We start from the raw sequence: 22,196 nt of genomic DNA, 5'->3' as shown, positions 1-22,196 counted from the left end.
GCGTCATTTTCAGGCACTCCAAACAAGAGTGTTGCGCAATAGCCGCGTCATACCGGCAGCGAGGTCGTGGACAGGATCTCTTTCAACACAAAAAAGGTGCGGATCTGACGGACGCCGGGCAGCTTGATGATCTCGCCCGCATGCAGCTTGTTGAAGCGTTCCAGATCGCGGATGCGCAGCATCAGGAAGTAGTCGAATTCGCCAGCCACCAGATGGCACTCCAGGCAGCCGCTGATACCGCGCGCCGCTTCTTCGAAATCCGTGAAGGACTCGGGCGTGGAACGGTCCAGCACCACGCCCACGATGACCAGCGTGGCCATGTCGACCTCGCCCGGCTCCAGTAGCGCGACCGTCTTCTTGATGACGCCTTCCGCCTTCAGCTTTTCCACCCGTCGCAGGCAGGCGGCCGGGCTAAGGTGGACGCGCGCGCTCAGGTCCAGGTTCGTGATCTGCGCGTCGTCCTGCAGCACGCGCAGGATGTGGCGGTCGATGCGGTCCAGGCCCGGCGTGGCGGTCATTTGATGCGCCCCTGAAAATTTAATTTCGTTAATGCTTTTATATTCGAAATATCCAATTCCCAGCAACGCCAATTAATAACTTTAAGCACGGAAAATGGATAAATAACGCAATTGACCGCAAATCCCGGCGATTCCTATGATTTCGTATCCGCGCCAACCGGCCGGCCCGGACTTTTCCTTCAGGAGCCCGCATGGATCTGCAACGATTCCCCCGCCATCGCCTGACCTTCGGCGACACCCCTATCGAAAAGCTTGACCGCCTGTCCGCGCACCTTGGCGGCAAGGTCGAGATCTACGCCAAACGCGAAGACTGCAACAGCGGCCTGGCCTTCGGCGGCAATAAACTACGCAAACTGGAATACCTGATCCCGCAAGCGCTGGAACAAGGTTGCGACACGCTGGTGACGATCGGCGGCATCCAATCGAACCACACCCGCATGGTGGCCGCCGTCGCCGCCAAGCTGGGCCTGGCCTGCGTGCTGGTCCAGGAAAACTGGGTGGACTATTCGGACGCGGTCTACGACCGCGTCGGCAACATCATGATGAGCCGCCTGATGGGCGCCGACGTGCGGCTGGTGGACCAGGGCTTCGACATCGGCTTCCGGCGCAGCTGGGAAGAGGCGCTGGAAGACGTGAAAAAACGCGGCGGCAAGCCGTATGCCATTCCCGCCGGCGCGTCCGACCACGAATTGGGCGGGCTGGGCTACGTGGGGTTCGCCGAAGAGGTGCGCCGGCAGGAAGCCGACCTGGGATTCAAGTTCGACTACATCGTCGTGTGCGCCGTCACCGGCAGCACCCAGGCGGGAATGGTGGTGGGCTTTGCCGCCGACGGGCGCGCCGACCGCGTCATCGGCATCGATGCGTCGGCCACGCCGGAACAGACCCGTGCGCAGATTCTTCGGATCGCGCGACGCACGGCAGACCTGGTGGGGCTTGAGACCGGCATCGCCGACAGCGATGTGGTGCTGGACACGCGCTACGCGTATCCGGCCTACGGCCTGCCGTCGGCCGAAACCAATGACGCCATCCGCACCTGCGCGCGCCTGGAAGGCATGATGACCGACCCGGTCTACGAAGGGAAATCCATGCAGGGCATGATGGATCTTATTCGCCGCGGCGACATCCCCGCCGGCTCGAAAGTCCTGTATGCGCACCTGGGAGGGGTGCCGGCGATCAACGCCTACAGCTTTCTGTACCGCAACGGCTAACGAAGGCTTCGGCGCGGCCGGGTTCGGATCGATGGGATGGCCGGCTGGCGACCTGCGCTGAACCGGCCGCCGCTCTACTTCGGCCTACTTCGTCTTGGCGCCCGCCTGGAACCAGGCGCTGATCAACGCGCGCTCATCGTCGGTCATGCCGGTGGAATTGGCCATCGGCATGATCTTCGCGACCACCACCTGCTGGTAGACGGCCTGGGCGTGGGTGGCGATCTGCTCGGCGGAATCCAGCCGCACGTTTTTCATCTGCACCTGCGCGCCATGGCACGACAGGCAGCGCTGGTCGAACACCTGCCGCACCTGTGCGAACGCCACCGGTTCGGGCACGGCTGGCACGGCGGCCACGGCCGGCGCCGCCACCGGCGCGGGCCGCATCCCAATGATGGACAGGCCCAGCACCGCCACGCCCAGCAGCGCATACGGCAGCGGATTGCGTGCATTGCCCAGCTTGAAGCGGTGACGCACCACGAAGAACTGCCGAATGGCCGCGCCGCCCAGCATGATCAAGAGCAGCACGATCCAGTTGTACGGATGCGTGTAGGTGAAGCTGTAGTGGTTGCTCATCATGGCGAACAACACCGGCAGCGTGAAGTACGTGTTGTGCACGCTGCGCTGCTTGCCGCGCTGGCCGTTGGCCGGGTCCACCGGTTTGCCGGCCCGCATCGCCGCCACGTTCTTGCGCTGTCCCGGGATGATCCAGAAAAACACGTTGGCGCTCATGGTGGTGGCCATCATGGCGCCCACCAGCAGGAAGGCCGCCCGGCCCGCGAACCAGTGGCAGGCCAGCCACGAGGCCAGCGCGATGAACACCGCCAACAACACGCCGACGACGGTGTCGCCATGCTTGCCGCGGCCGAACCAGCGGCAGATGCCGTCGTAGACAAGCCAGAACGCCACGAAGAACGCCAGCGCCACCGCCACCGCGGTGCCGGGCTGCCAGTCCATCTTCGTCCGATCGATCAGATAGGTGCTGGCATTCCACAGGTAAGACACGGTGAACAACGCGAAACCGGTCAGCCAGGTGCTGTAGCTTTCCCAGAACGACCAGTGCAGATGGTCGGGCAGCGTCTTGGGCTGCACCGCGTACTTCTGCATGTTGTAGAAGCCGCCGCCGTGCACCGCCCATTGCTCGCCGCCCACGCCTTTAGCAACCGATTCCGCGTCGCGGGGCTTTTCCAGGCTGTTGTCCAGCATCACGAAGTAGAACGACGTGCCGATCCACGCAATGCCGGTGATGATATGGGCCCAGCGCAGCAGCAGATTGACCCAATCCAGGTAGTAACTTTCCATGCACGCTCCCGCAGTGGACGGGCCTGTCATAGGCTCCGCCGCACTGCCTACCACCGCGGGCGCTGTAGGCAGAAGTCGGATCGCGCACAAGGCCGTCAGGCCCCGCACCGCTGCGATCAAGTGCAGAAAATTGTATGCACGTTTTGTCTACAAGGCTATCGGCGGTGGCCGCGCGCGGCATCAGGAATACCCTGATGCCCCCCGACCAAGCATCAGGACCCGCGGTAGGTCGAGTAACTCCAGGGGCTGACGAGCAGCGGCACGTGGTAATGCTCGTTTGGGTGCGCCACGCCGAAATCCAGGCTGACCCGATTCAGGAAATTGGGTTCGGGCAGGGCCACGCCGCGCGCCTTGAAGTACCCCGCCACATCGAACACCAGCCGATACGTGCCCGTGCGCAGGTCCTGGTCGGTGAACAGCGGTTTGGCACTGCGGCCGTCGGCGTTGAGCGTGAATTGGTTCAGCAACGTGGCGCCGCCATCGCCGGTGGCATAAAGCGCAACGTCCATGCCGGCCGCGGGGCAGCCGTGCATGGTATCCAGTACGTGCGTGGTCAGGCCCAATCGTCTCTCCTCATGCCCGCAGGTGGCCGGGCGCTATCATGGTTATCCTTAATGATGTACATAAATTGTATACAGCTTATTGCTTTCCAGCTATCGTTTAGCCCATCATGAAACCGTCCGCCAACCCGTGCCCGCCCGCCCATTCATGAACACCTACGACTCCACGCTTCCGTACCCCCGCGACCTGATCGGCTATGGCCGCAATCCGCCCCACGCGCAATGGCCGAACCGCGCCCGCATCGCCGTGCAATTCGTGCTGAATTACGAAGAAGGCGGTGAAAACTCCGTGCTGCACGGCGACGCGGGATCCGAACAGTTCCTGTCCGAGATGTTCAATCCGGCCAGCTACCCGGATCGCCATCTCAGCATGGAAGGCATTTATGAGTACGGCTCGCGCGTGGGCGTCTGGCGCATTCTGCGCGAATTCGAAAAGCGGCAGTTGCCGCTGACGGTGTTCGGCGTAGGCATGGCCTTGCAGCGTCATCCCGACCTGACGGCGGCACTGACCGAACTGGGCCACGAGATTGCCTGCCACGGCTGGCGCTGGGTGCACTACCAGAACGTGGACGAAGCGACCGAACGCGAACACATGCGCCTGGGCATGGACGCCATCACACAGCTGACCGGCACGCGGCCGCTGGGTTGGTACACCGGCCGCGACAGCCCGCGCACGCGCCGGCTGGTGGCGGACTACGGCGGCTTTGAATACGACAGCGACTACTACGGCGACGACCTGCCGTTCTGGATGCAGGTGCAGAAAAGCGACGGCTCCGTCGTGCCGCAACTGATCGTGCCCTATACGCTGGACTGCAACGACATGCGCTTCGCCCTGCCCCAGGGCTATTCGCACGCCGATCCGTTCTTCCAGTACCTGAAAGACAGTTTCGACGTGCTCCACGCCGAAGGCGACGACGCGCCCAAGATGCTCAGCATCGGCATGCATTGCCGGCTGCTGGGCCGCCCCGGGCGCATCACTGCGCTGCAACGCTTTCTGGACCACATCGCCAGCCACGACCGCGTCTGGGTGTGCCGCCGGCTGGATATCGCCCGGCACTGGAAAGCCACCCATCCCTATCTTCCCAACCGGTAAGCGCGACGACCATGGCCTACACCCTGGAACAACTCAATGCCGCCACGCCCGACGAGGCCGTGGCCATGCTCGACGGCTTGTACGAGCACTCGCCCTGGATCGCCCGGCAGGCGCTGGCCGCGCGGCCGTTCCGGTCGCTGGCGCATTTGCAGGACCAGATGCGGCGCACGCTGGATGCGGCCGATATCGAAGCCCGGCTGGCGCTGATCCGCGCCCACCCGGAACTGGCCGGCCGCGCCATGCAGCAGAACGGCCTGACCGCCGAATCCACGAACGAGCAGGACCGGGCGGGCCTTACCCATTGCTCGCCCGAAGAACTGTCGCGCCTGCAGCAACTGAACGCCGATTACGGCGCGCGCTTCGGCTTCCCCTTCATCCTGGCCGTGCGCGGCGCACGCGGCACGGGATTGAACCGCCAGCAGATCATCGACGAATTCGCGCGGCGGCTGGACAACCCGCCGGACGTCGAACTCCAGGAGGCCGTGCGCAACATCCATCGCATCGCCGAAATCCGCCTGGCCGACAAGTTTGGCGCCGACCTGGCGCTGGGCAACGACATCTGGGACTGGCAGGAACGCCTTAGCATCCACAGCGACCCCGGCTATGCCGAAAAGGGGCAGTTGACCGTCACCTATCTGACCGAGGCCCACCGGGCCTGCGCGCAACGTATCTCGCACTGGATGCGCGACTGCGGCTTCGACGAGGTCGAGATCGACGCAGTGGGCAACGTGGTCGGCCGCTACCGCGCCGACCGCGCCGATGCCCCCACGCTGATGACGGGCAGCCATTACGACACGGTGCGCAACGGCGGCAAGTACGACGGCCGCCTGGGCATCTTCGTGCCGATGGCCTGCGTGCGCGAACTGCATCGCCAAGGCCGGCGCCTGCCCTATCACGTGGAAGTGATCGGCTTCGCCGAAGAAGAAGGCCAGCGCTACCGCGCCACGTTCCTCGGGTCCGGCGCGTTGATCGGCGACTTCAAGCCCGAATGGCTGGACCAGAAAGACGCCCAGGGCGTCACGATGCGCGACGCCATGCTGCACGCCGGGCTGTGCATCGACGACATTCCCAAGCTGCGCCGCGATCCCGCCCGCTATCTGGGTTTTGTGGAAGTACATATCGAACAAGGCCCCGTGCTGTTCGAAATGGGCCTGCCGCTGGGCATCGTCACGTCGATCAACGGCAGCGTGCGATACCAGGCACAGATCTTCGGCATGGCATGCCACGCCGGCACCACGCCGATGAACCGGCGCCGCGACGCCGCCACCGCCACGGCGGAACTGGCCCTGTACCTGGAGCAGCGCGCGGCGCGCGACGGCGATTCGGTCGGCACGATCGGCATGCTGGAAGTGCCCAGCGGATCCATCAACGTGGTGCCCGGCGAATGCCGCTTCAGCCTGGACTTGCGCGCCCCCAGCGACCCGCAGCGCGACGCGCTGGTGAACGACGTGCTGGCCGAACTGGCCGCCATCTGCCAGCGGCGCGGCCTGCGTTACGCCCTTGAGGAAACCATGCGCGCCGCCGCCGCGCCCAGCGATCCCGCCTGGCAGCAACGCTGGGAACGCGCCGTCGATGCGCTGGGCGTGCCCGTGCACCGCATGCCCAGCGGCGCCGGCCACGACGCCATGAAGCTGCACGAGGTCATGCCCCAGGCCATGCTGTTCGTGCGCGGCCAGAACTACGGCATCAGCCACAACCCCCGCGAATCCACCACCAGCAACGACATCCAGCTTGCGGCGCTTGCCATGCAGCGCCTGTTGGACGACCTTGCCAACGACATCACCCGCTGACACCATGACTGATTACGCCCGACTCGACGCCTGGGTAGACGCCCACTTTGACGAGGAAGTCCGCTTCCTGCAGGCACTGGTGCGCGTGCCCACGGATACGCCCCCCGGCAACAACGCCCCCCACGCCGTCCGCACCGCCGAACTGTTGCAGGACTTCGGCTTCGAGGCCGAAGCCCATGCCGTGCCCGCGCAGCAGGTCAAGGATTACGGCCTGGAGTCCATCACCAACCTGATCGTCCGGCGCGAATACGGCCCAGGCCGCCGCGTGGCGCTTAACGCCCACGGCGACGTTGTCCCCCCCGGCGATGGCTGGCAGCACGACCCCTACGGCGCCGAGATCGACAACGGCAGCCTGTACGGCCGTGCCGCCGCGGTCAGCAAGAGCGATTTCGCCAGCTTCACCTTCGCCGTGCGCGCGCTGGAAGCCGTGGCCCGCCCCACGCACGGCGCCGTTGAACTGCACTTCACCTACGACGAAGAGTTCGGCGGCCTGCTCGGACCCGGCTGGCTGCTGTCGCAGGGCCTGACCAAGCCCGACCTGATGATCGCCGCCGGCTTCAGCTATGAGGTCGTGACGGCCCACAACGGCTGCCTGCAAATGGAAGTGACCGTGCACGGCAAGATGGCGCACGCGGCCATTCCCTCTACCGGCGTCGACGCGCTGCAAGGCGCGGTCAAGATCCTGAACGCGCTGTATGCGCAGAACGCGCGCTACCAGCAGGTGACGTCCGGCGTCGCGGGCATTACGCACCCGTACCTGAATGTCGGCCGCATCGAAGGCGGCACCAACACCAACGTCGTGCCGGGCACGGTCAGCTTCAAGCTGGACCGCCGCATGATCCCGGAGGAAAACGCCGCGGAAGTCGAAGCCGATATCCGTCGCGTTCTCCAAGAGGCCGCGGCGGCCACGCCCGGCATCACCATCGACATCAAGCGCCTGCTGCTGGCCAATTCGATGCGCCCCCTGCCCGGCAACCAGCCGCTGGTCAGCGCCATCCAGAAGCACGGCGAGGAGATCTTTGGCGAACCCATCCCCGCCATGGGCACCCCGCTTTACACCGACGTGCGCCTGTACGGCGAAGCGGGCATTCCCGGCGTGATCTACGGCGCAGGCCCGCGCACGGTGCTGGAGTCGCATGCCAAGCGCAGCGACGAACGGGTCGTGCTTGAAGACCTGCGCCGCGCCACCAAGGTCATCGCCCGCACGCTGGCCGATTTGCTGCAGCCCGCCTGAGCGCGCCAGGGCATGATGCGCGCCGGTCGGCGCGCGTCATGCCCCAACAGCGGCACGCCATGCCCAACAGCGGTAAATCCTTCATTAGGTAACTAAATATATCAAATTAACTCGGGTTTTCCTCTATTCCGAATACCCGGGTCGTCTGTATACATTCCTCGTACACAAGAACGCTTTTTCAGGACTTTTCCCACCGACATCCCACTCCGCCAGGAGACTTTCGCCATGCAGGCTGCATCGTCCGCGCCCTCCCGCGCGCCGCAAGACCTCCACCCCGTCGACCAGCGCCTGCCCACCGGCAAGCTCGCGGCGTTGGGCCTGCAACACGTGCTGGTGATGTACGCCGGCGCGGTGGCCGTGCCGCTGATCGTGGGCCGCGCCCTGAACCTGTCGCCGGACGAAGTCGCCATGCTGATTTCGGCGGACCTGTTCTGCTGCGGCATCGTCACGCTGATCCAGACCCTGGGCGCGACGCAGTGGTTCGGCATCAAGCTGCCGGTGATGATGGGCGTTACCTTCGCGTCGGTCGCGCCCATGGTGGCGATCGCGAACGCCAACCCCGGCACGGCGGGAGCCCAATTGCTGTTCGGCACCATCATCGGCGCGGGCGCGGTGTCCATCCTGATCGCCCCGATGATCAGCCGGATGCTGCGCTTCTTTCCGCCCGTCGTGACGGGCACCATCATCGCCGTCATCGGCATCACGCTGATGCGCGTGGGCATCAACTGGATATTCGGCAATCCGTTCGGCCCCACCGCGCCCGTCATCGTGGACCCGCTCTACGCCAAGTGGCTGGCCGACGTCACCTCGCCGGGCAGCGCCATTCCGCCCGTGCCGCAAGGGTTCGCCATCATGCCGTCGATGCCGAATCCCCGGTACGCCGACCTGACCGGCCTGGGCATCGCCGCGCTGGTCCTCGTCTCCATCCTGTTGATCGTCAAGTACACGCGCGGCTTTGTCGCCAACATCTCGGTGCTGCTGGGCATCGTGATCGGCGCCGTCGCCGCGTCCGCGACCGGCATCATGACTTTCGAGAAGATCGGCCAGGCCGCCTGGTTCGACATCGTGCTGCCGTTCCACTTCGGCATGCCGAAGTTCGACCCCATCCTGATCCTGAGCATGTCGCTGATCATGGTGGTGGTGATGATCGAATCCACCGGCATGTTCCTGGCGCTGGGCGAAATGACCGGCCGGGACGTCCGGCAGGAAGACCTGGCGCGCGGTCTGCGCACCGACGGCCTGGGCACCTTGCTGGGCGGCATCTTCAATACCTTCCCGTACACCAGCTTTTCGCAGAACGTCGGGCTGGTCGCGGTGACAGGCGTCAAAAGCCGCTACGTCTGTGTGGCGGGAGGCCTGGTCCTGCTGGTGTTGGGCTTGCTGCCCAAGATGGCCGCCCTGGTGGAATCGCTGCCCACCGTGGTGCTGGGCGGCGCGGGCATCGTCATGTTCGGCATGGTCACCGCCACGGGGATCCGCATCCTGTCCGGCGTGGACTTCAAGGGCAACCGCCACAACGCGATGATCGTGGCCGTTTCGATCGGGGTCGGCATGGTGCCGCTGATCGCGCCCAACTTCAAGCAGTGGATGCCGCACTCGCTGCACACGCTGGTCGAGTCGGGAATTCTATTGGCCTCGCTGTCGGCGGTGCTGCTTAACCTGTTCCTGAACGGCGCCACGCATGACAAGCGCGCCATCATCTCGGCGGCGCTGCAAGCCGACGAACACTAAGCGTGGCGCGGTGGCCGGACCGCGGCAGGCGCGGACCCGGCCACGGCGTCGCGGCCAGCGCCCCTGCCGCTATCCCAGCCGCATCACGCGGCGCCAGAACAGCACCGCGACCATCACGAAAACCGCCAGTCCCAGATAAGACGCGATGGGCGCAAAGCCTTCGCCCGCGATGGCCAGCGGTGCGTCCGTGCCCGCCGCGCCGATGATGGCCGCCATCAGCACGCCCACCAAGCTTTCACCCACGATCAGGCCGGAAGCGATCAGCACGCCGCGGCGGTTCGCCGCATCCGCGTACTGTTCGTAGGGCTTGCCGGCGGCCGAGGCGCGACGCCGCAAGGCGCGTTCCAGCAGCCACGCCAGCACCGCGCCGGCCACGATGGGCGCGGCCACCGTCGGCGGCAGATAGATGCCGATCCCGACCGCCAGCACCGGGATGCGGGCCACGCGGCACGTGCGCTTCAGGATCTCGTCCACCACGATCAGCGCCACGCCCACGGCCATGCCGATCAGGATCATGGTCCAGTTCAACTGGTGGGTGAAGATGCCGCGCGCGATCGCCAGCATCAGCGTGGCCTGCGGGGCAGACAGCGCCTGCGCCGGATCCATGCCTTCGCGCGGCATCGCATCGGCGAAACCGTAAGCGTTGTACAGCAGCTCCAGCACTGGCGAAATCACCGCGGCGCCCACCACGCAGCCGATCAGCAGCGCCACCTGCTGGCGCCACGGCGTGGCGCCCACCAGCCAGCCCGTCTTCAGGTCTTGCAGGTTGTCGTTCGAAATCGACGCCACGGCCACCACGGCCGACGTACTGAAGATGGACAACGCGATCGCCATCTGCACGCCGTTCTGCACGCCAAGCAATTCGCCGCCCAGGGCCAGCATCAGCAGCGACACCAACACGATGGCCACGATGCCGACGCCGGAAATCGGGCTGGTCGACGACCCCACCAGACCCGCCATGTAACCGCAAGCCGCCGCCACCAGGAAGCCGAACACAAAGGCGAACAGCACGGCGTAGGCCACCAGCTTCCAGATGGCGCCGGCCGACAACGGCGCGCCCGACAGGAACACCTGGAAGGTAATTACCAGAATCGCCACCAAGATCAGCGTGACGATGGAAATCCAGCCTGCGGACAGGTCGCGCTCGGTGCGCGGCGCCTGCCCTGCCCGGGCCGCGCCCGCCTGGGTCAGCGCCGAGAACGACGCCTTCACCCCGCGCGCCATCGGCATGAACAGAGTCGCCAGCGTCCAGATGGCGCCCACGCCGATCACGCCGGCGCCGATGAAGCGCACCTGCGACGACCACAGCCCGGTCGCGTATTTCGCCAAGGTCTGCCCGGCGGGAATGTCGCCCATGGCGGTCAGGACGGGCACCGCAATGCCCCAGGAAATGATCAGGCCCGTCAGCATGGCCAAGCCCGCGACGATGCCGATCAGGTAACCCGCGCCCAGCAACGCCAGGGAAAAGCCCATCGGCAGGCGGAACACCGCGCCGCCCAGGGCAAACCAGCCGCTGACGCTGTCGCCCAGCACGCGCAGGCCGCTGGCGGCAAAGCTGACCACGGCCGCCACCACGCCGCCCGTCACGATGTCGCCCATCCCGGTCGCGGCAGGCTTGGCGCCGGGCCGGCCGCTGGCCTGGCCGGCGTCGTCGGCCGCATCCTGCGCCCGTTCGGCGCTACCGACCCGCAAAATCTCGGCGGCTGCCACGCCTTCCGGATAGGGCAGATCGCTTTGGACCACCATCACATGGCGCAGCGGGATGGTGAACATCACGCCCAGCATGCCGCCGGCCGCGCAGATGCCCAGCGTCTGCCAGAACGGAAAGCCCTGCCAGTGCCCCATCATGACCAACGCGGGCAGGATAAAGATGATCGACGACAGCGTGCCAGCCGCCGACGCCTGCGTCTGCACCATGTTGTTTTCAAGAATGTTCGCGTCCTTGAACAGACGCAACACCGACATCGAGATCACCGCCGCGGGAATGGCGGATGAAAACGTCAGGCCGACCTTCAGCCCCAGGAAGACATTGGAGGCAGTGAAGATCACGGTGATCAAAGCACCCAGCAAGACGCCGCGGAACGTCAGTTCCGGAAGGGTGACGTTTGCCGGGACGCTGACGGGTTGAGTCATTGAAGTCTCCCGTTGTGGATTTTGCTAAACCGCGCATTCTAGCGCTTCGGCGTCCACCCAGTGGTCACCACGCGTAAACGCCGCTGGGCGGCAGATGCTGCCGGCTTTGGAAATGTCTGCAAAAGATTATGCTGAAAGCGGGCCTTTTCACCCTGGAATTTGATCACTCATGCCTTCGACACAGGGCTAGCATTGAGCGATAACAGGAGACATCACGACCATGCGCGACGCCAGCTACCCCATTGCCGGGCAAGACGACCGGCACGACGCCGATCCCTCGGAAACCGCCGAATGGCGTGACGCCCTGCAGTCACTGGTCGACAGTGGCGGGGCCGGCCGCGCCGGCTACGTGCTGGACAACCTGCTGGGGCACGCGGCGTCGCTGGGGTTGCGCGCCAACAGCCAGACCCGCACCGCCTATCTGAACACGATACCCGCCGACCAGGAACCGCCCTTCCCCGGCAACTTGGCGGTTGAAGAACGCATCGCCCGCATCAACCGCTGGAACGCGCTGGCCATGGTCGTGCGCGCCAATCAGGCGCACGGCGAACTGGGCGGCCACATCGCCAGCTACGCCTCCGCCGCCGACCTGTTCGAAGTGGGCTTTAACCATTTCTTCCGTGCGCAATCCGCCGACGGCCCGGGCGATCTCGTCTACATGCAGCCCCACTCAGCGCCCGGCGTCTATGCCCGCGCCTACTTGGAAGGTTTCCTGGGCGAAGACGATCTGGCCCACTTCCGCCAAGAGATAACCGCCACCGCGCGCGGGCTGCGTGGGCTGTCGTCCTACCCCCACCCTTGGCTGATGCCGGATTTCTGGCAGTTCCCCACGGGTTCCATGGGCATCGGCCCCATCAACGCCATCTACCAGGCGCGTTTCATGCGCTACCTGGAACACCGCTCTCTGGTGCCGGGCGGCGACCGCAAGGTCTGGGGCATTTTCGGCGACGGCGAAATGGACGAACCGGAATCCATCGCGGCGCTGACGCTGGCCGCCCGCGAAAAGCTGGACAACCTGGTGTTCGTCGTCAACTGTAATCTGCAGCGGCTGGATGGCCCGGTGCGCGGCAACGGCCGCATTATCGACGAGCTGGAAACGTTATACGCGGGCGCCGGCTGGAACGTGATCAAGCTGGTCTGGGGCAGCGACTGGGACGCCCTGCTGCGGCGCGATACCAGCGGCGCGCTGGCCCGCGCCTTCGCCAATACGGTAGATGGTCAGTTCCAGACCTTCGCCGCCAACGACGGCGCCTTCAACCGCGCTCATTTCTTCAATCAGAATCCCGAACTGGCGGCGCTGGTGGCCGACTGGACCGACGAGGCCATCGATCGCCTGCATCGCGGCGGCCACGACATGGTGAAAATCCATGCCGCCTACCACCGCGCGGCCCGGCACCGCGGCCAGCCCACCGTAATCCTCGCGCAGACCAAGAAGGGCTTCGGCATGGGGTCGGCCGGCCAGGGCAAGATGACGACGCACCAGCAAAAGAAGCTGGACGACGAGGCCCTGCTGGCCTTCCGCGACCGCTTCGCGCTGCCGATCTCGGACGCGGACTGCCTGGCGCTCAAGTTCTACCGCCCCGCCGAAGACAGCGCCGAATTGCGCCACCTGCAAGCGCGCCGGGCGGCGCTGGGCGGCCACATTCCCCGCCGCCGCACGCAAGCCCCGCGGCTGACACCGCCCGATGCCGAGCAATGGGCACGCTTCGCCCTGGCCGCCGACGGCAAGGAAATGTCGTCGACCATGGCCATCGTGCGCATGCTGACCGCCTTGCTGAAAGACGTCACCGTGGGCGCGCGCATCGTGCCCATCGTGGCGGACGAGGCCCGCACATTCGGCATGGCCAATCTGTTCCGCCAGATCGGTATTTATTCGGCGCAAGGCCAGTTGTACGAGCCCGAAGACATCGGCTCGGTGCTGTACTACCGCGAAGCGCGCGATGGCCAGATCCTGGAAGAAGGCATCACTGAGGCCGGCGCGATCTCGTCCTGGACCGCGGCCGGCACCAGCTATTCGGTCAACGGCCTGCCGATGCTGCCCTTCTATATCTATTACTCGATGTTCGGCTTCCAGCGCATCGGCGACCTGATCTGGGCCGCCGCCGACCAACGCACGCGGGGCTTCCTGATCGGCGCAACGTCCGGCCGCACCACACTGGGCGGCGAAGGCCTGCAGCACCAGGACGGCTCCAGCCACATCATGGCCGCCGCCGTGCCCAACTGCCGCGCATACGATCCGGCCTACGCCTTCGAAGTCGCCATCATCGTCGAACACGGCATGCGCCGCATGCTGGACGAGCAACGCGACGAGTTCTTCTATCTAACGGTCACGAACGAAAACCTGGCGCAGCCCGACATGCCCGCAGGCGCCGGCGTGCGCGACGGCATCCTGCGCGGGATGTATCTGCTGCGCCCCGCCCAAGGGCAAGCCCAGGTGCGACTCTTGGGCGCGGGCCCGATGCTGCGCGAAGCCGAAATGGCGGCGGAACGCCTGCGCGCGCGCCACGGCGTGGACGCCGAGGTCTGGAGCGTCACCAGCTTTTCCGAGTTGGCCCGCGACGGCCGCGAATCGGAGCGCGGCCGCGTGTTGGGGCTGGACGCGGCGGACGGCGCGGACTGGGTCCGCACCTGCCTGGGCGCAAGCGACGCGCCGGTCATCGCCGCCACCGACTACGTGCGCGCCGTGCCTGAACAGATCCGCGCGTGGGTGCCCGCCCCGTACCGGACCTTGGGCACGGACGGTTTTGGCCGCAGCGACACCCGCGCACAATTGCGCGACTTCTTCGAAGTCAGCGCCGACTGGATCGTGCTGTACGCGCTGGACAGCCTGGGCCGGCAGGCGGACGCGGACACGCTGCGCCAGACCTTGAACGCCCGTGCGCGGCAAACCCCGCCATGGGAACTGTAGTCATAGCGCGCCCGTCGACCCGGGCGTCTGCGCGCCGCTCATGCTTGCCGTAGCAAGCGGCGAAATATCCCGCCGCTTTTTGATCAAAACGGTTCGCTCGCTGCACTGCAACAACCAAGCGCCCGCGCTTTCTGGTGAAATACGGGTGTTCCCTAAGCATTTCGCGAAGAAACCGGCGGGCCGCGAGCCCGCCGTTTGTCATCCCGTTTTCCTTTTCAGTTAGTGCCTCCGAGGCCCCGATCCCATGGACGAAACTCTTACCAAAATGGCGTTGGATTACCACGCCTATCCCACCCCCGGCAAAATCTCGGTCGTCCCGACCAAGACGTTGGCCAACCAGGACGACCTGTCCCTGGCCTACTCCCCCGGCGTGGCCGCCGCTTGCATGGCCATCTTCGACCAAGGCGATGACGCCGCCTCGAAGTACACCTCGCGCGGCAACCTGGTGGGCGTGATCACCAACGGCACCGCCGTGCTGGGTCTGGGCAACATCGGCCCGCTGGCCGCCAAGCCGGTCATGGAAGGCAAAGGCTGCCTGTTCAAGAAATTCGCCGGCATCGACGTGTTCGACATCGAACTGGCCGAAAACGATCCTGACAAACTGGTCGACATCATCGCGGCGCTGGAGCCCACGCTGGGCGGCGTCAACCTGGAAGACATCAAGGCGCCCGAGTGCTTCTACATCGAAAAGAAGCTGCGCGAGCGCATGAAGATCCCCGTCTTCCATGACGACCAGCACGGCACCGCGATCATCTCGTCGGCTGCCATCCTGAACGGCCTGAAGGTCGTGAACAAGGACATCGGCTCGGTCAAGCTGGCCTGCTCGGGCGCCGGCGCCGCCGCCATCGCCTGCCTGGACCTGCTGGTCCACCTGGGCGTCAAGCGCGAGAACATCTTCGTGGTGGACTCCCGCGGCGTGATCTGGGATGGCCGCGATGAAAACATGGAAGCCAACAAGAAGCGCTACGCGCAGAAGACCGACGCGCGCACGCTGGCCGACGTGGTCAACGGCGCCGACGTGTTCCTGGGCTGCTCCACCGCTGGCGTGCTGACGGGCGACATGGTCAAGACCATGGCCGACCGCCCGCTGATCCTGGCGCTGGCCAATCCGGAACCGGAAATCCGCCCGGAAGTCGCCAAGGCCGCCCGCCCGGATTGCATCATCGCCACCGGCCGTTCGGACTACCCGAACCAGGTCAACAACGTGCTGTGCTTCCCCTTCATCTTCCGCGGTGCGATGGATGCTGGCGCGTCGCGCATCACCGAAGAAATGAAGCTGGCCTGCGTGAAGGCCATCGCCGAACTGGCGCAAGCCGAACAAAACGATGAAGTGGCCCGCGCCTACGCCGGCCAGGAACTGTCGTTCGGCCCCGACTACATTATCCCGAAGCCGTTCGACCCGCGCCTGATCGTCCAGATCGCGCCCGCCGTGGCCCAGGCGGCCGCCGACTCCGGCGTGGCCGCCCGCCCCATCGAAGACATCGAGGCCTACCGCCAAAAGCTGATGGGCTTCGTGTACCACTCGGGCCAACTGATGCGCCCGTTGTTCGCCCAGGCCAAGAAGGCGCCCAAGCGCGTCATCTACGCTGACGGCGAAGACGAACGCGTCCTGCGCGCCGTGCAGACCGTGGCCGACGAAAAGCTGGCGTTCCCGATCCTGGTCGGCCGTCCGGCCGTCATCGAAATGCGCATCCAGAAGGCCGGCCTGCGCCTGATCGCCGGCCAGCACTTCGAGATCGTGGATCCGGAAGACGACAACCGCTTCAACGAAACCTGGAACGCGTACTACCAGTTGAAGGGCCGTGAAGGCGTGACGCCGGCCATCGCCAAGGCGATGATCCGCAAGCACAACACGCTGATCGGCGCGATGCTGCTGCGTCGCGGCGACGCCGACGCCCTGCTCTGCGGCGTGGCCAGCAAGTACGACAACCAGCTCAAGTACATCGACGAAATCATCGGCAAGAAGGAAGGCCAGACATACGCCGCCCTGAACGTCCTGATGCTGCCCGACCAGACGCTGTTCGTCACCGACACCCACGTCAACGAAAACCCGACGTCGGAAGAAGTGGCCAACATCACCATCCAGGCCGCCGACGAAATGCTGCGCTTTGGCGTGGTGCCGAAGATTGCGCTGCTGTCGCACTCGAACTTCGGCAGCCGCGTGACGGAATCGTCGAAGAAGATGGCCGCCGCCAGCAAGCTGGTGCAAGAACGCGCACCCGACCTTGAAGTGGATGGCGAAATGCACGCTGACGCCGCCCTGTCCGAGAAGATCCGTGTGCTGGCCTATCCGGACAGCACGCTCAAGGGCCGCGCCAATCTGCTGGTGATGCCGAACCTGGACACCGGCAACATCACGTACAACATGCTGAAGATGACGGGCAGCAATGGCGTCGCCATGGGTCCGATCCTGCTGGGCGCCGCGCGCCCGGTGCACATCCTGACGACCAGCGCCACCGTGCGCCGCATCGTCAACATGACGGCCCTGGCCGTGGTGGATGCGCAGCAGGAAGCCGCCGAGGCCGCCAGAAAGCGTCGTTGATCGCCAACCTGCGGTAACGGAACGGGTGCCCTGCGGGGCACCCGTTTTTATTTGCGCCGCGACAAGCGGCGCCGGCCGCCACGCTAGTCCGCATGATTGGCCGGATGGTACAACCCAAGCTTGCCCTTTTCCTTGGAGACGACATGCTGGCCGATGCCCTGTACGCCTGGTTCCATTACCTGGCGATTTTCGTAATGGTGGTGGTCCTGACCGCCGAAGCCGTGTTGTTGCGCCCCGATCTCACCGCCAACGGAGTGAAGCGCCTGATCATCTACGATCGCCTCTATGGGGTCAGCGCCATTCTGGTATTGGCAACCGGCGTGCTGCGGTTGACCTTGGGCGCGAAGGGCGCCGCGTTCTACATGAGCACGCCCTGGTTCCACGCCAAGATCACGCTCTTTGTCATCATCGCGCTCTGTTCGATCCCGCCCACGCTGGCCATGCTGCGCTGGGCCAGGCAATCCCGCCAGCAACCGGGCTTCGTGCCGGCCTTGCCCGAGATCAAGCGGGTACGGCGCTGGGTGATGATCGAATCGCACCTCTTCATCTTCCTGCCCTTGTTCGCTGTCCTGATGGCGCGGCACATCAGCGTGTAGGCGTGGGGGCTGGCCAACCCTGGGCCAGGCAGGCCATCAGATAGTCGACGAACGCCCTGGCCCGGGCCGGCAGCAGCCGCGTTTCGGTCACGACATGGACGGGAAACGGCCCCAGGCTCCAGCCCGGCAAGACGCGGCGCAGGCCGCCTGAGCGCTCAAGCTCGCTTTGGTCCCCGCCCAGCGGGGCAATGCCCGCGCCCAACACCGCCAGCCGTCGGGCCATGCCCGCCTCGTTTACCGAAAACCGGCTGCCCGGCATGACGCTGATCTGCTCTTGTCCCCGCATCAACGGCCACCGCGTCGGCGCGCCATGCGCATCCGCCCGGAAACCGATGCACTCGTGCGCGGCAAGCTCAGACGGATGCACGGGCGCCCCGTGGGCAGCCAGATAGCTTTCCGACGCGTACAGATGGACGTTCACGGCCCCCAGGCATCGTGCGATGCGCGTGGAATCCGGCATCTCCCCGATCTTGATCGTCAGGTCGCAGGGCTCGGCCACGCGGTCCGCATGTTCCAGACTGGCCAGATTCATGTGGAAGGCCACATCTGGATGCCGACGCGAAAAGCCCAGGAAGATCTCGGCCATCACATCGGTGGCGAACGTGGCTGGCATATTGACGCGCAGCAAGCCGGACGGCGTCGCGGTCAAGGCCTGCAATTCCTCGTGCGCAACCTGGGCTTCTTCGACAATACGCAGGCAGCGCTCCAGGTAGAGCTCTCCCGCTCCTGTCAGCTCGACTTTGCGCGTGCTGCGATTGAGCAGGCTCAGGCCGACCGAACGTTCCAGTTCCGCCACGCGACGCGACAGCGTCGACTTCGGCAGCCCCAGCACGACAGCGGCGCGGCTGAAACTGCGCGCTTTGGCCACTTCTGCAAACAGCTCCATGCTGTGCAGGCGCTTCACCGAGGTCTCATCCGAAATCACTCCCTTACGGTTCGGCCGGCGTGAAACGCCACCGGCAAGCCGCATTGTCGGACGAGACTTTTAAGAATTTCTTAACGCGGCTCCTCCGGGCAACGGTGCCCGGCAGCGGCTACGGGCAGGCCGCTCGCCCCGCTGGCGCCGGCGCGTCATCGCCGACGACAAAGGTTGCGAATTCAAAAACGCCGACCGCTTCGTTCTTCTCGATGCCTGCCAACGTTCCGTCGAACGCCTGGATCACCGCCATGCCTGCCGGCACGTCGTCGTGACCATCGCGCTTGGCCGCTTGCCCATTCGCGGGGCTGAAGGCAAAAACGCCCGGAAACGGTTCGCGCCCGTCGCCCTGGGCCCGGCGGATGGTCTTGACCCTGGTGCCAGGCTCATAGTGGAACCCGCCCAGGTCCAGCTGGCACGCCAGTTCGGTGTCGCTGACCCGCAAGAGGCGCCGGTCGGCGTCCAGGTAGATGCGAGGATCGCTCAGCATCAGCCCGAACACCTTGACCGCCATAGGGTCCTTGACATCCACACGCCAGCGGTCCGGGTCGGATGAGCCGTCCGTATACACGGTGCCGCTCGACCCGTACAGGGTCGAGCCCGGCGCAAGGGTCAACTCCCCCACCCGGTTTCCGCTGCCCAGTTGGCACTGGTTCAGCGCCTTCATGCCGCCGTCGGGCGTGACGTCGAATTCGATATCGCGGGTCGCGTCGCACCGCCAACCCAGCACCGCCTGATCGCCCCGGCCGCTAAGGATGACGGTTCGCGGATACCGGCCAGTCAGCGCATACGTGTCTTTGTCGTAGTCGCTGTCAAGAAAGCGCCGCACGCGCATCGCCTGCACGCCGAACATCGTCACCGGCTGTGGAAAGTCGGCTTCCAGGTAGGTGTCCAGCTGCCCTTCGTCCTGCAGGGTCAGCCGCGTGCCGGCCGGCATGGGCGTGCCGCCCACCGTTGCCGCTTGTTCCAGCGTGACATGGCGCGCGGCTTCCCGGCGGTCGCCTTCCCGCTCGATCTGCCAGATAACGACCTGGACCCACGCATAGAACGCAAACGGCACCGCCAGCACCACGAACAACGCGGCCGACAGCTTCCAATGCCTGCGGACGAACCGGCGGTGCGTCGCGCTTGCCGCGAACATCGCGGCCCAGCCGACAAGCACGATGCCGGCAAGAAAGCCAAGGGAAAGCAGCAGCAAGAAGTTGGCAGAGGGGAGCGCGACGGGAATCATGGCAAGCATGATATCCGCTTCTTCGGCACAAAAAAAACCGCCCGAAGGCGGTTTCTTGCCGAAGCGGAAAAGCAGATTAACGCTTGTCCATCGGGGGCACGTCGCGGGTGACCGAACCCGTGAACAGCTGGCGCGGACGGCCGATCTTGTAGTCGGGATCCGACAGCATTTCGTTCCACTGGGCGATCCAGCCCACCGTGCGGGCCAGCGCGAAGATGGCCGTGAACAGCGAGGTCGGGATGCCGATGGCGCGCTGGACGATACCCGAGTAGAAGTCCACGTTCGGGTACAGCTTGCGCTGCACGAAGTACGGATCCGACAGGGCGATGCGTTCCAGTTCCATGGCCAGCTTGAACAGCGGGTCGTTTTCCAGGCCCAGGGCCGAGAGCACTTCCTTGCACGTTTCTTGCATCAGCTTGGCGCGCGGATCGTAGTTCTTGTAGACGCGGTGGCCAAAGCCCATCAGACGAACGCCCGAGTTCTTGTCCTTGACCTTCTCCATGAACTCGCCAACCTTGGCGATGCCGCCATTGGCTTGCAGCTCTTCCAGCATTTGCAGGCAAGCTTCGTTGGCGCCGCCGTGAGCCGGGCCCCACAGGCAAGCCACGCCAGCCGAGATCGCGGCGAACGGGTTGGTGCCCGACGAACCGCACAGGCGGACGGTGGACGTCGACGCGTTTTGCTCGTGATCGGCGTGCAGGATGAAGATGCGGTCCAGCGCGCGCTCGACGACTTCATTCACCTTGTAGTCTTCGCACGGCGTGGCGAACATCATGCGCAGGAAGTTGCCCGTGTAGGACAGGTCGTTCTGCGGATAGATGAACGGTTGGCCTTGCGAGTACTTGTACGCCATCGCGACCAGCGTCGGCATCTTGGCGATCAGGCGGATCGCCGAGATGTGGCGATGCTGCGGGTTCGTGATGTCGGTGGAGTCGTGGTAGAACGCGGACAACGCGCCAACCAGACCCGTCAACACGGCCATCGGGTGCGCATCGCGGCGGAAGCCACGCAGGAAGAAGTGCAACTGCTCGTTCACCATCGTGTGATGGGTCACTTGCGAGTCGAAGTCGGCCTTCTGTTCCTGGTTGGGCAGTTCGCCGTTCAGGATCAGGTAGCAGATGTCCATGAAGTCGCAATTGACGGCCAATTGCTCGATGGGGAAGCCGCGGTACAGCAGTTCACCCTTGTCGCCGTCGATGTACGTAATGCCCGATTCGCAAGCCGCGGTGGACATGAAGCCCGGGTCAAACGTAAACATGCCCGTCTGGCCATACAGCTTGCGGATGTCGATCACATCCGGACCGACCGTGCCCTTGTAGACAGGGAACTCAATGGGTGCGCTGCCATCCGAGAAGGATAGAGTGGCTTTTTTGTCAGACAGGTTCATGTTTATTCCTCTCACATTAATCAGAGTGCGCGCATCTGGCCAATAATGCCCCGAAGCCTGGGAGTATCCAGTTCACCTTCGAGTTCCTTGCGGGCCAGCAGCAGGTCGAGAAGATCGTTGTCTCCCATCTCGAACAGCTGGGTCAATGCGGCCACATCATCATCGGTAAGTTCGGCCTCGTAAGCGTCAAGATACCGAGTGATGATCAAGTCGTTTTCGAGCAGGCCGCGGCGCGCCCGCCAACGCAGACGCGCCCGCTCCAGTTCAGTTAGCCTGCTCATCGTTACACCATAAGTACAAAAGTCTTCACACTAGAAACTAGACCGTGCGGCGGACCATCAGTTCCTTGATCTTGCCGATCGCCTTGGTCGGGTTCAGTCCCTTGGGACAGACGTCGACGCAATTCATGATGGTGTGGCAACGGAACAGGCGGTACGGATCTTCCAGGTTGTCCAGACGCTCGCCCGTGGCTTCGTCGCGGCTGTCGGCGATGAAGCGGTAGGCTTGCAGCAGGCCGGCCGGGCCGACGAACTTGTCCGGATTCCACCAGAACGACGGGCAGGAAGTGGAACAGCACGCGCACAGGATGCACTCGTACAGTCCATCCAGCTCTTCGCGCGCCTCGGGCGACTGCAGGCGCTCTTTTTCGGGCGGCGGCGCGTCGTTGATGAGGTACGGACGAACGGAGTGGTACTGATTGAAGAAGTGCGTCATGTCCACGATCAGGTCGCGGATGACAGGCAGGCCCGGCAGCGGGCGCAGGACGATGGGTTCCTTCAGTTCGCGAAGGTTCGTCGTGCAGGCCAGGCCGTTCTTGCCGTTGATATTCATGGCGTCCGAACCGCACACGCCTTCACGGCACGAGCGGCGCAGGGCCAGGCTGTCATCGACGTCGTTCTTGATGCGCACCAGCGCATCAAGCAGCATCTTGTCGGTCGGCTGGAGTTCAACGTCCAGCTTTTGCATGTACGGGCGCTCGTCCTTGTCCGGATCGTAGCGGTAGATTTCGAACTTGACGATTCTCTTGGTGCTCATAATGGGCTCTATCCG

The 22,196-nt window shown here is 64.9% G+C and carries 17 protein-coding genes; 8 read left to right on the top strand and 9 right to left on the bottom strand.

From position 1 onward, the window contains the following. Positions 1–47 precede the first annotated feature (47 nt). Positions 48–518, bottom strand: coding sequence for an Lrp/AsnC family transcriptional regulator (locus tag ACI0FO_RS03060; protein ID WP_416024020.1), 471 nt, complete (start codon positions 516–518; stop codon positions 48–50). 191 nt (positions 519–709) lie between these two features. On the opposite strand from ACI0FO_RS03060, the gene ACI0FO_RS03055 reads away from it, so the two are divergent. After that, positions 710–1,726: a 1-aminocyclopropane-1-carboxylate deaminase gene (locus tag ACI0FO_RS03055; RefSeq protein ID WP_310032823.1), complete on the top strand. Its 1,017-nt coding sequence runs from the start codon at positions 710–712 to the stop codon at positions 1,724–1,726. 84 nt (positions 1,727–1,810) lie between these two features. Here the strand turns inward: ACI0FO_RS03055 and ACI0FO_RS03050 are convergent, their stop codons facing one another. Both ACI0FO_RS03050 and uraH read right to left on the bottom strand, forming a co-directional pair. Beyond that, entirely contained in the window at positions 1,811–3,025 is a 1,215-nt protein-coding gene (locus ACI0FO_RS03050) for a urate hydroxylase PuuD (protein WP_416024017.1), read from the bottom strand. Positions 3,026–3,237: 212 nt separating this feature from the next. After that, positions 3,238–3,588 carry a hydroxyisourate hydrolase gene (uraH, locus tag ACI0FO_RS03045; protein WP_416024015.1) on the bottom strand — a complete coding sequence of 117 codons (351 nt, stop codon included), beginning with the start codon at positions 3,586–3,588 and terminating at the stop codon, positions 3,238–3,240. A gap of 145 nt (positions 3,589–3,733) precedes the next feature. On the opposite strand from uraH, the gene puuE reads away from it, so the two are divergent. From puuE to ACI0FO_RS03025, 4 genes are all read left to right on the top strand, one after another. After that, a complete protein-coding gene (gene puuE, locus ACI0FO_RS03040; protein WP_416024013.1) occupies positions 3,734–4,678 on the top strand; it encodes an allantoinase PuuE in 945 nt (314 codons plus the stop codon). An 11-nt stretch (positions 4,679–4,689) separates the two neighbouring features. Further along, on the top strand, positions 4,690–6,468 hold the full coding sequence (uraD, locus tag ACI0FO_RS03035; RefSeq protein WP_416024011.1) for a 2-oxo-4-hydroxy-4-carboxy-5-ureidoimidazoline decarboxylase: 1,779 nt from the start codon (positions 4,690–4,692) through the stop codon (positions 6,466–6,468). A gap of 4 nt (positions 6,469–6,472) precedes the next feature. After that, positions 6,473–7,702 carry a M20 family metallopeptidase gene (locus tag ACI0FO_RS03030; protein ID WP_416024009.1) on the top strand — a complete coding sequence of 410 codons (1,230 nt, stop codon included), beginning with the start codon at positions 6,473–6,475 and terminating at the stop codon, positions 7,700–7,702. Between the two features lie 225 nt (positions 7,703–7,927). After that, positions 7,928–9,433 (top strand): nucleobase:cation symporter-2 family protein, encoded by a 1,506-nt coding sequence (locus tag ACI0FO_RS03025; RefSeq protein WP_416024007.1) that lies wholly within the window; start codon positions 7,928–7,930, stop codon positions 9,431–9,433. A gap of 69 nt (positions 9,434–9,502) precedes the next feature. On the opposite strand, the gene ACI0FO_RS03020 is transcribed toward ACI0FO_RS03025, so the two are convergent. Continuing rightward, positions 9,503–11,566: an OPT family oligopeptide transporter gene (locus ACI0FO_RS03020; RefSeq protein WP_416024005.1), complete on the bottom strand. Its 2,064-nt coding sequence runs from the start codon at positions 11,564–11,566 to the stop codon at positions 9,503–9,505. 220 nt (positions 11,567–11,786) lie between these two features. Here ACI0FO_RS03020 and mdeB point away from each other — a divergent pair, with 220 nt between their 5' ends. The 3 genes from mdeB to ACI0FO_RS03005 all read left to right on the top strand — a co-directional run bounded on the left by mdeB (position 11,787) and on the right by ACI0FO_RS03005 (position 17,612). Next, on the top strand, positions 11,787–14,474 hold the full coding sequence (gene mdeB, locus ACI0FO_RS03015; protein WP_416024003.1) for an alpha-ketoglutarate dehydrogenase: 2,688 nt from the start codon (positions 11,787–11,789) through the stop codon (positions 14,472–14,474). Positions 14,475–14,718: 244 nt separating this feature from the next. Further along, a complete protein-coding gene (locus ACI0FO_RS03010; RefSeq protein WP_416024002.1) occupies positions 14,719–17,016 on the top strand; it encodes an NADP-dependent malic enzyme in 2,298 nt (765 codons plus the stop codon). Between the two features lie 143 nt (positions 17,017–17,159). Then, entirely contained in the window at positions 17,160–17,612 is a 453-nt protein-coding gene (locus tag ACI0FO_RS03005) for a DUF2214 family protein (protein ID WP_416024001.1), read from the top strand. Here the strand turns inward: ACI0FO_RS03005 and ACI0FO_RS03000 are convergent. The 5 genes from ACI0FO_RS03000 to ACI0FO_RS02980 form a co-directional block, all read right to left on the bottom strand. Beyond that, the gene (locus tag ACI0FO_RS03000; RefSeq protein WP_416024544.1) at positions 17,602–18,498 is read right to left on the bottom strand and encodes a LysR family transcriptional regulator; all 897 of its coding nucleotides are present in this window, start codon (positions 18,496–18,498) and stop codon (positions 17,602–17,604) included. The two genes, ACI0FO_RS03005 and ACI0FO_RS03000, sit on opposite strands and share 11 nt — an antisense overlap. A 148-nt stretch (positions 18,499–18,646) precedes the next feature. Further along, positions 18,647–19,768: a hypothetical protein gene (locus ACI0FO_RS02995; RefSeq protein ID WP_416024000.1), complete on the bottom strand. Its 1,122-nt coding sequence runs from the start codon at positions 19,766–19,768 to the stop codon at positions 18,647–18,649. A 67-nt stretch (positions 19,769–19,835) separates the two neighbouring features. Next, positions 19,836–21,146, bottom strand: coding sequence for a citrate synthase (locus tag ACI0FO_RS02990; RefSeq protein ID WP_025141293.1), 1,311 nt, complete (start codon positions 21,144–21,146; stop codon positions 19,836–19,838). A 20-nt stretch (positions 21,147–21,166) separates the two neighbouring features. Further along, positions 21,167–21,427, bottom strand: coding sequence for a succinate dehydrogenase assembly factor 2 (locus ACI0FO_RS02985; RefSeq protein WP_046802661.1), 261 nt, complete (start codon positions 21,425–21,427; stop codon positions 21,167–21,169). 37 nt (positions 21,428–21,464) lie between these two features. Next, positions 21,465–22,181 carry a succinate dehydrogenase iron-sulfur subunit gene (locus tag ACI0FO_RS02980; protein WP_105555041.1) on the bottom strand — a complete coding sequence of 239 codons (717 nt, stop codon included), beginning with the start codon at positions 22,179–22,181 and terminating at the stop codon, positions 21,465–21,467. Positions 22,182–22,196 lie beyond the last annotated feature (15 nt).

The sequence above is a fragment of the Achromobacter marplatensis genome, from assembly GCF_049060505.1.
GTDB classification, from domain to species: Bacteria; Pseudomonadota; Gammaproteobacteria; order Burkholderiales; family Burkholderiaceae_B; genus Achromobacter; species Achromobacter marplatensis_A.
Note: the sequence above shows the minus strand (reverse complement) of the source record. Positions and strands in the feature narration are given on the sequence as shown.